Below are 8821 nucleotides of genomic sequence, written 5' to 3' on the forward strand. Positions count from 1 at the left end.
GCCGCTCTCGCGCCCGCGCGCGCCCCGGGCCGGGCGGGCCAGCCCGCGGGCGCGCCGCGGCGTGCGCCCCGGGGGGGGCGCCGGCCGCGGCCCCCGCCGTTCGCGCGTGCAGCGGGGCCGTCCGTGCCCGACGCTGGGTGAACGGATATCTGCGGAGAGTCAGGAGGCTCCATGCGTGGTCCCTTCGCCCGAGCGTTGACGGGTGCCCTGGGTCTGGTCACGGCGGCGGCCGGACAGGTGGCCTGGGCCGCCCCGGCCGGCGCGGACAGCGTCGTGGTGGGCGGCAGCCCGGCCGCGATCGCCGAGGCGCCCTGGGTGGTGGCGCTGTCCAGCCGTGACCGGTTCGGAGGTACGCGGGCGGGTCAGTTCTGCGGCGGCGTCGTCGTGGCGCCCACCAAGGTGCTCACCGCGGCGCACTGCCTGGGCCGCGAGGTGCTCGGCGGCGCCCCCTGGCAGCTGCCGGACTTCTCGGTGATCGCGGGCCGGGCCGCGCTGCGCGGACAGGGCGGGCAGGAGGTGCGGATCGCGGACACCTGGGTGAACCCGGACTACGACCCGTCGACCAACGCGGGCGACCTCGCCGTGCTCACCCTCGCCGAGGCCCTGCCGCAGTCCTACGCGATCAAGGTGGCGGCGCCCGGGGACGCGGCGGAGGCCCCGGGGACGGCCGCCGAGGTGTACGGCTGGGGCGACACGACCGGGAACGGGAGCTACGCCTCCTCGCTCCGCTCGGCGCCCGTCCAGGTCCTGCCGGACGCGTCCTGCGAGCGGGCGTACCCGGGCGGCTTCGGCGGCGTCTCGTACCGCAGGGACAGCATGGTGTGCGCCGGCGACCCCAGGGGTGGCCGGGACGCCTGCCAGGGCGACAGCGGCGGCCCGCTGGTGGCCCGGGGGGTGCTGATCGGGCTGGTGTCCTGGGGCAGCGGCTGCGGACAGGCCGAGAACCCGGGCGTCTACACGCGGGTCTCCGCGGTGCTGCCCGAGCGGTTCTGAGCCCGGTACCGGTCGGCCGGTACCGGGCCGCGGGGCCCCTCGCCGGGGCTCCGCGGGTACGAGAACGGGCGGTCACCCCCTGGTCGAGGGGGTGACCGCCCGTCGTCCGGTCGTCAGCGACCGGCCCTGAGCTCGTCGTGGTTGCGCGGCGTCAGTGCTCGTCGCCCACCGTGCGGGCCGGCACATCGGTCAGCCGGTCCGTCTCATCCTGTATCTCAACGGCGATCTTCTTGAGTTCCGGCTCGAACTTGCGACCGTGGTGGGCGCAGAAGAGCAAGTCACCTCCGCTGGCCAGGACGACACGCAGGTAAGCCTGGGCGCCGCAGCGGTCGCAGCGGTCAGCGGCCGTCAGGGGGCTCGCGGGGGTCAGAACAGTAGTCACGTCGCCTCTTCTCTAGCTCGACGAGCTGTCGTACCAGGGTCAACATCCAACCAGGCCGAAAACGTTCCCGCTCGTGGCTTTTCCTTGAAACTTTTTCCCAAGGTGGCTGTCTGCTGCCGGTTGGCGGCGAATGAGCCGTATTGCGTCGCTCTACGGGTTTCGCGTTGCTGTGGTGTGTCGGTCGTCCTCCCGGCGGGGTTGCCGGTTGTTGATGAGGACGTGCCCGGAGCCTAGATGGTTCATGCCGGGAAGGGAACGTGATGTTCGCGTCACCCCTTCGAGGGATCGAACACCCATACGACTCTGGACTAGCATGAGTAAACCGGGAGGGTGGCGTTTCAGCGGCCCCACCAGGCATCGGTACCCTCTGAGCGGTGAGCGACGCCGGTACTCACCCCATCGGGCAAGATTTCAAATTCAGCGAGGAGCGAACCGCGTGACCGCCGAAACGTCCGTGCCGTCCAGTGCGCTGCTGACCGCAGACCGTGACGGTTCCAACTACACCGCGCGGCACCTGCTCGTCCTCGAAGGGCTCGAAGCGGTCCGCAAGCGCCCCGGAATGTACATCGGGTCCACGGACAGCCGTGGCCTGATGCACTGCCTCTGGGAGATCATCGACAACTCGGTCGACGAGGCCCTGGGCGGCTACTGCGACCACATCGACGTCATCCTCCACGACGACGGGTCCGTCGAGGTCCGCGACAACGGCCGGGGCATCCCGGTCGACGTCGAGCCCAAGACCGGTCTCTCCGGCGTCGAGGTCGTCATGACCAAGCTGCACGCCGGCGGAAAGTTCGGCGGCGGCTCGTACGCGGCCTCCGGCGGTCTGCACGGCGTCGGCGCCTCCGTGGTCAACGCCCTCTCGGCCCGCCTCGACGTCGAGGTCGACCGGAACGGCGCCACGCACGGGATCAGCTTCCGGCGCGGTGTCCCCGGCATCTTCACCGAGCAGGGCCCGGACAGCCCCTTCGACCCGTCGAGCGGGCTGATCAAGGGCAAGCGGGTGCCCAAGACCCGCACCGGCACCCGCGTCCGCTACTGGGCCGACCGCCAGATCTTCCTCAAGGACGCCAAGCTCTCCCTGGACACGCTGCACCAGCGCGCCCGCCAGACCGCCTTCCTGGTGCCCGGCCTCACCATCGTCGTCCGCGACGAGCGGGACCTGGAGGGGATCGGCAAGAGCGAGGAGGTCTTCCGCTTCGACGGCGGCATCAGCGAGTTCTGCGAGTACCTCGCGCAGGACAAGGCCGTCTGCGACGTGCTGCGCCTCACCGGCCAGGGCACCTTCAAGGAGACCGTCCCCGTCCTGGACGACCGCGGCCACATGACCCCCACCGAGGTCACCCGCGAGCTCGGCGTCGACGTCGCCCTGCGCTGGGGCACCGGGTACGACACCAATCTCCGGTCCTTCGTGAACATCATCGCCACCCCCAAGGGCGGCACCCACGTCTCCGGCTTCGAGCAGGCCGTCACGAAGACCGTGAACGAGGTGCTGCGCTCCGCCAAGATGCTGCGCGTCGCCGAGGACGACATCGTCAAGGACGACGCCCTGGAGGGCCTGACCGCCGTCGTCACGGTCCGGCTCGCCGAGCCGCAGTTCGAGGGCCAGACCAAGGAGGTCCTCGGCACCTCGGCCGCCCGCCGCATCGTGAGCACCGTGGTCGCCCGCGAGCTGAAGGCGTTCCTGACCTCCACCAAGCGGGACGCCAAGGCCCAGGCCCGGGCCGTCCTGGAGAAGGCCGTCGCCGCGGCCCGCACCCGGATCGCCGCCCGCCAGCACAAGGACGCCCAGCGCCGGAAGACCGCCCTGGAGTCCTCCTCGCTGCCGGCCAAGCTGGCCGACTGCCGCAGCGACGACGTCGAGCGCAGCGAGCTCTTCATCGTCGAGGGAGACTCCGCGCTCGGCACCGCCAAGCTCGCCCGCAACAGCGAGTTCCAGGCCCTGCTGCCGATCCGCGGCAAGATCCTCAACGTCCAGAAGTCGTCCGTCTCGGACATGCTCAAGAACGCCGAGTGCGGCGCGATCATCCAGGTCATAGGAGCGGGCTCCGGACGCACCTTCGACATCGACGCGGCCCGCTACGGCAAGGTCATCATGATGACCGACGCCGACGTCGACGGCTCGCACATCCGGACGCTGCTGCTGACCCTCTTCCAGCGCTACATGCGCCCGATGGTCGAGGCCGGCCGGGTCTTCGCCGCCGTGCCGCCGCTGCACCGGATCGAACTGGTCCAGCCCAAGAAGGGCCAGGACAAGTACGTGTACACCTACTCCGACAGCGAGCTGCGGCAGACGCTCCTGGAGTTCCAGCGCAAGGGGGTCCGCTACAAGGACTCCATCCAGCGCTACAAGGGTCTCGGCGAGATGGACGCCGACCAGCTCGCGGAGACCACGATGGACCCCCGCCACCGCACCCTGCGCCGGATCAACATCGGCGACCTGGACGCGGCCGAGACCGTCTTCGACCTGCTGATGGGCAATGACGTGGCGCCCCGCAAGGAGTTCATCACCAGCTCCGCTGCGACGCTCGACCGCTCGCGCATCGACGCCTGATCCTCGGCGTCACGGTCCGTCGAACCGGCCCGGTCCCCCTCCCGGGGGGCCGGGCCGTTCGGCTTCCCGCCCGGGGCCGGGCGGTTCGGCGTCCATACGCATATCGGCCCGGTCCGGTCAGGCGCCGGGGCGAAGAGTCACCTGATGGGGTGAAGACCGTAGGGAGAAGAGTCCGGGATCTGCCCACTCTGTCCATCCTTGGGCACGCGGCCGAAACGGTTCGCTGACAAGGAGAGTTGACCGGTGGAACAGCTGGACGAAGAGGAGCGCGCGGGGGCGCGGGACGACGGGCCGGGCGGGATCCTGCCGGAGCCACCGCACCAGCGGTACGACGAGGCCGCGCACCCGCTGCCCGGGACGGCCGGGATCTACCTGGAGGTCCAGCGCAGCCCCGCCTTCCAGGAGGTGCGCCGCCGCTACCGCCGGTTCGTCCTCCCCGCGACCCTCGCCTTCCTCGTCTGGTACCTCGCCTATGTCGTCGCCGCCACCGCCGCCCCCGGCCTGATGGCCCGGCCGGTGGCCGGAGCCGTCAACGTGGCGATGCTCGCCGGCCTCGGCCAGTTCCTCACCACCTTCCTCCTCACCTGGGCCTACGCCCGGCACGCGCGGCTGCGCCGGGACCGGGCCGCGCTCGAACTGCGCTGGGACACCCAGGAGATGACGAGAGGAGCCGGCCAGTGGTGACCGGAGACCACCAGACGCTCGCCCTGCTGCTCTTCAGCGGCTTCGTCGCCGTGACCCTCGCCATCACCACCTGGGTGAGCCGCAACCGGCACGGATCCGCCGAGGAGTTCTACGCCGGCGGCCGGCTCTTCTCGCCGATGGAGAACGGATTCGCCATCGCCGGCGACTACATGTCCGCCGCCTCCTTCCTCGGCATCTCGGGCCTCATCGCCCTCTACGGCTACGACGGCATGCTCTACTCGGTCGGCTTCCTCGTCGCCTGGCTGGTCGTGCTCCTCCTCGTCGCCGAACTCGTCCGCAACTGCGGCCGGTTCACCCTCGCCGACGTCGTCGCCGCGCGGATGGCCGAACGGCCGGTGCGGATCGCGGCCGGCACCTCCTCGGTGGCCGTCTCCGTGCTCTACCTGGTGGCCCAGATGGTGGGCGCCGGCAGCCTGGTGGCCCTCCTCCTCGGCGGCACCGGCGAGGCGGCGCGCACCTGGACCGTGGTCGGCGTCGGCGCCCTGATGGTGATCTACGTGTCGCTCGGCGGGATGCGGGCCACCACCTGGATCCAGATCGTCAAGGCGGTGCTGCTGATGGCCGGCACCGTCACGCTCACCGTCCTCGTCCTGATCCGCTTCCACGGCGATGTGAACAGCCTGCTCAGCACCGCCGCCGAGCGCAGCGGGCACGGCACCGCCTTCCTCGGCCCCGGGCTGCGGTACGGCGGCGACTGGACCGCCCGGCTGGACTTCATCAGCCTCGGTCTCGCGCTCGTCCTCGGCACCGCGGGACTGCCGCACATCCTGTCCCGCTTCTACACCGTGCCCACCGCGCGGGCCGCCCGCCGCTCGGTCGTCTGGTCCATCGGCCTCATCGGCGGCTTCTACCTGATGACCATCGTCCTCGGCTTCGGCGCCGCCGCGATCATCGGCTCCGCCGAGGTCCGCGCCTCCAACGCCTCCGGGAACACGGCCGTCCCGCTGCTCGCCCTCGACCTCGGCGGCGGAGCGGGCTCCACCGGCGGCACGGTGCTCTTCGCGGTCGTCGCGGCCGTCGCCTTCGCGACCATCCTCGCCGTCGTCGCCGGCATCACCCTGGCCTCCTCCGCCTCCGTCGCCCACGACCTCTACGCCTCGCTGCGCCGGCCCGGCGGGAAGCAGTACAGCGAGGTCACGGTGGCCCGGGTGGCCGCCGCCGTCATCGGCGCCGCCGCGATCGGGCTCGGGCTGCTCGCCAGCGACCTCAACGTGGCCTTCCTCGTCGGCCTCGCCTTCGCGGTGGCCGCCTCGGCCAATCTGCCGGTGCTGCTGTACACGCTGTTCTGGCGCCGGTTCACCACCCGGGGCGCGGTCTGGTCGGTCTACGGCGGACTCGTCCCGGCGGTGCTGCTCGTGGTGTTCTCGCCGGTCGTCTCGGGCGGTCCCGAGGCGCTCTTCCCGGGCGTGGACTTCCACGTCTTCCCGCTGCAGAACCCCGGCGTGGTCTCCATCCCGCTCGGCTTCCTGGCCGGCTGGCTCGGCACGGTCACCTCGCCCGAGCCGCCCGACGAGGCGCGGCACGCGGAGACCGAGGTGCGGGCGCTCACCGGCGCGGGCGCCGCCTGACGGCACCGACCGAGGGAGGTCCTCAGGGCGAGGAGACCCAGGTGTAGCGGTGCTCGGGGCGGCCGGTCTCGCCGTACCGGAGGGAGAGGCGGACGCGGCCGGTCCGTTCGAGGAGCTTGAGGTAGCGCTGGGCGGTCTGGCGGCTGACGCCGGTCCGCTCGGCGAGCTCCTGGGTGGAGAGGGGCCCGTCGGCGGCCAGCAGCGCCTGGCGGACCAGCTCGGCCGTCGTCGGCGAGTGCCCCTTGGGCAGGTCGGGGGCGACGGTGCCGGCCGCCAGGGTGCCGAAGATCCGGTCGACCTCGGCCTGTTCCGCCTCGCCGCCGCTCTCCAGGGCCCGGCGGAGCGCCGCGTACGCCTCCAGCTTGGCCCGCAGCCCGGCGAAGTTGAACGGCTTGACCAGGTACTGGAGGGCGCCGTGCCGCATGGCGGCCTGGACGGTCGCCACGTCCCGGGCCGCCGTCACCATGATCACGTCGCACTGGTGGCCGCGGGCCCGCAGCTCGCGGATGGCGGCGAGGCCGTTCTCGTCGGGGAGGTAGTGGTCGAGGAGGACGAGGTCCACCGGCCGTCCGTCGAGGACGGCGAGGGCCTCCGCGGTGGAGTGGGCGGTGGCAGCGACCCGGAAGCCGGGCAGCTTGGTCACGTACGCGGCGTTCACCCGCGCCACCCGCGTGTCGTCGTCGACGACGAGCACGTCGATCATCGGGACCCCTCCTCGGCCGTGGTCGGGTCCACCGGCCCGCGCGGGCCCGGCGGGGTCGGTCCGGCGGCGACGGTCAGGGTCGGCGGGACCGGATCGGCGGGGCCGGGCGGGGCCGGCTCCGTCAGGGCGTCCGGCAGGACCACCGCGAACTCCGCGCCGCCCGCCGGGCCCGCCGTCACGCGCGCGGTGCCGCCGCGCCGCTCGGCGAGGCGCCGGACGAGCGCGAGCCCGAGGCCGCGCTTGCCGTGGGAGGGCGGCTCCTTCGTCGTCCACCCCTCGGTGAAGATCAGCTCCCGGTGGTCCTCGGGGACGCCGGGGCCGCTGTCGGCGACCCGCAGGACCACGGTCCGGCCGTCGGCGCGCAGCGCCACCTCCACCCGGGCGTCCGGGGTGCCGGCGGCGGCGTCCAGGGCGTTGTCGACGAGGTTGCCGACGACGGTGACCAGTTCGCGCGGGTCCACCAGCCGGTCGGGAAGCAGGGAGTCCGGGGCGATCCGCAGCGAGACGCCGCGCTCGGCGGCGACCGTCGCCTTGCCGACCAGGAGGGCCGCGAGCAGCGGGTCGTGGACCTTCTCGGTCACCTGCTCGGCGGTCGCCCGGTGCACCCCGACGACCTCGGTGACGAAGTCGGCCGCCTCGTCGTACAGCTCCAGTTCCAGCAGGCCCAGCAGGGTGTGGAGGCGGTTGGCGTGCTCGTGGTCCTGGGCGCGCAGGGCGTCGATCAGGCCACGGGTGGAGTCCAGCTCCCGGCCCAGCCGCTCCAGTTCGGTGCGGTCGCGGAGGGTGGCCACGGCGCCGCCGTCGTCCGTCGGCATCCGGTTGGCGATCAGCACCCGGTGCCCCTGGACGGTCACCAGGTCCGCCCCGGTCACCCGGCCGGTCAGCACGTCCGCCGTACGGCCCGGGCCGAGGAGCGCGTCGAGCGGGCGCCCGGCGGCCTCGGGGCCGAGGCCGAGCAGGCGCTGGGCCTCGTCGTTGAGGAGCCGTACGGAGCCCCTGCGGTCCAGGGCCACCACGCCCTCGCGGATGCCGTGCAGCATCGCCTCGCGCTCGGCGAGCAGCGCCGAGATGTCGGAGAAGGCCAGGTCGCGGGTCTGCCGCTGGATCCGCCGGGAGATCAGGTACGCGGCGAGCGCGCCGGCCGCGAGCGCGCCGCCCGCGTAGGCCAGGAGGCCGGGGATCGCCGAGAGCAGCCGGTCGCGGACGCTGTCGTACTCGATGCCGACGGAGACCGCGCCGACGATCCCGCCGTCGGCGTTCCGCAGCGGGGCCTTGCCGCGCGCCGAGCGGCCCAGGGTGCCGCTGTCGATCTCCATCACCTCGCGGCCCGCCAGGACCTCGCTCGGGTCGGTGGAGACGGTCCGGCCGATCTGGACGGGGTCGGGGTGCGACCAGCGCACTCCGCGGGTGTCCATGACGACCACGTACTCGGCGCCGGTCGCCTTCCGGACCCGCTCGGCCTCGCGCTGCACCGGTCCCGTCGCCGACGGCGGCCCGCCGGCCAGGTCCGCGGCCGTACGGGAGGAGGCCATGGTCTCCGCGATGGCCAGGGCCCGCCGCATGGCCTGGTCGTCGAGCTGGGCGCTCAGCGGGGCCAGGAAGAAGCCGGTGGCCAGCACCGTGACGCCGGTGGCGACGGCCAGCTGCATCAGCAGCACCTGCGAGAACACCCGCCGCGGCCACCCCAGCCGGCGCCGGCGGCGCGCGGCCGGCGGCGCGGAGGGGATCGATCCGGTGCTGCTCATGCCCGAAACGGTACGGGGACGGCGGCGGCGACCGGAAATGTGGCGGGTGCGGGGCGGGCGGGCCCGGGACCGGGGGGGGGGGGGGCCCCCCCCCGCGGCCCCCCCCCCCCGCGGCCCCGCACCCACCGGGCCGCGCGCGGGACTAAGAGGCGCAGCCGGTGGCGGGGCGCG

Annotated in this window: 7 protein-coding genes; 4 read left to right on the forward strand and 3 right to left on the reverse strand. The window is 73.2% G+C overall.

Translation table 11 applies throughout. The features are described from left to right. The first annotated feature begins 171 nt into the window (after positions 1-171). The gene (locus ACFW1I_RS18740; protein WP_384671056.1) at positions 172-993 is read left to right on the forward strand and encodes a serine protease; all 822 of its coding nucleotides are present in this window, start codon (positions 172-174) and stop codon (positions 991-993) included. A 151-nt stretch (positions 994-1144) separates the two neighbouring features. On the opposite strand, the gene ACFW1I_RS18745 is transcribed toward ACFW1I_RS18740, so the two are convergent. Continuing rightward, positions 1145-1375 (reverse strand): hypothetical protein, encoded by a 231-nt coding sequence (locus ACFW1I_RS18745; protein WP_030495106.1) that lies wholly within the window; start codon positions 1373-1375, stop codon positions 1145-1147. A 436-nt stretch (positions 1376-1811) separates the two neighbouring features. Between ACFW1I_RS18745 and ACFW1I_RS18750 the strand changes: the two genes are divergently transcribed. From ACFW1I_RS18750 to ACFW1I_RS18760, 3 genes are all read left to right on the forward strand, one after another. Continuing rightward, positions 1812-3929 carry a type IIA DNA topoisomerase subunit B gene (locus tag ACFW1I_RS18750; protein WP_384671059.1) on the forward strand — a complete coding sequence of 706 codons (2118 nt, stop codon included), beginning with the start codon at positions 1812-1814 and terminating at the stop codon, positions 3927-3929. Between the two features lie 243 nt (positions 3930-4172). Then, on the forward strand, positions 4173-4613 hold the full coding sequence (locus ACFW1I_RS18755; RefSeq protein WP_384671061.1) for a DUF485 domain-containing protein: 441 nt from the start codon (positions 4173-4175) through the stop codon (positions 4611-4613). Further along, the gene (locus ACFW1I_RS18760) at positions 4610-6202 is read left to right on the forward strand and encodes a cation acetate symporter (RefSeq protein WP_384671064.1); all 1593 of its coding nucleotides are present in this window, start codon (positions 4610-4612) and stop codon (positions 6200-6202) included. Before ACFW1I_RS18755 ends, ACFW1I_RS18760 begins: the two co-directional genes overlap by 4 nt. A 22-nt stretch (positions 6203-6224) precedes the next feature. On the opposite strand, the gene ACFW1I_RS18765 is transcribed toward ACFW1I_RS18760, so the two are convergent. Together ACFW1I_RS18765 and ACFW1I_RS18770 are read right to left on the reverse strand one after the other, a co-directional pair. Continuing rightward, positions 6225-6905: a response regulator gene (locus ACFW1I_RS18765; protein ID WP_384671066.1), complete on the reverse strand. Its 681-nt coding sequence runs from the start codon at positions 6903-6905 to the stop codon at positions 6225-6227. After that, complete coding sequence (locus tag ACFW1I_RS18770) at positions 6902-8650, reverse strand: ATP-binding protein (RefSeq protein WP_384671068.1); 1749 nt, start codon at positions 8648-8650, stop codon at positions 6902-6904. Before ACFW1I_RS18770 ends, ACFW1I_RS18765 begins: the two co-directional genes overlap by 4 nt. Between the last annotated feature and the right edge of the window lie 171 nt (positions 8651-8821).

It is taken from the genome of Streptomyces sp. NPDC058955 (assembly GCF_042741435.1).
In the GTDB taxonomy this organism is placed as follows: domain Bacteria; phylum Actinomycetota; class Actinomycetes; order Streptomycetales; family Streptomycetaceae; genus Streptomyces.

Bases quoted from the DNA above. Each gene is read 5' to 3' on its own strand.
- ACFW1I_RS18740 (WP_384671056.1), top strand. From the start codon at position 172: ATGCGTGGTCCCTTCGCCCGAGCGTTGACGGGTGCCCTGGGTCTGGTC.
- ACFW1I_RS18770 (WP_384671068.1), bottom strand. From the start codon at position 8,650: ATGAGCAGCACCGGATCGATCCCCTCCGCGCCGCCGGCCGCGCGCCGC.
- ACFW1I_RS18765 (WP_384671066.1), bottom strand. From the start codon at position 6,905: ATGATCGACGTGCTCGTCGTCGACGACGACACGCGGGTGGCGCGGGTG.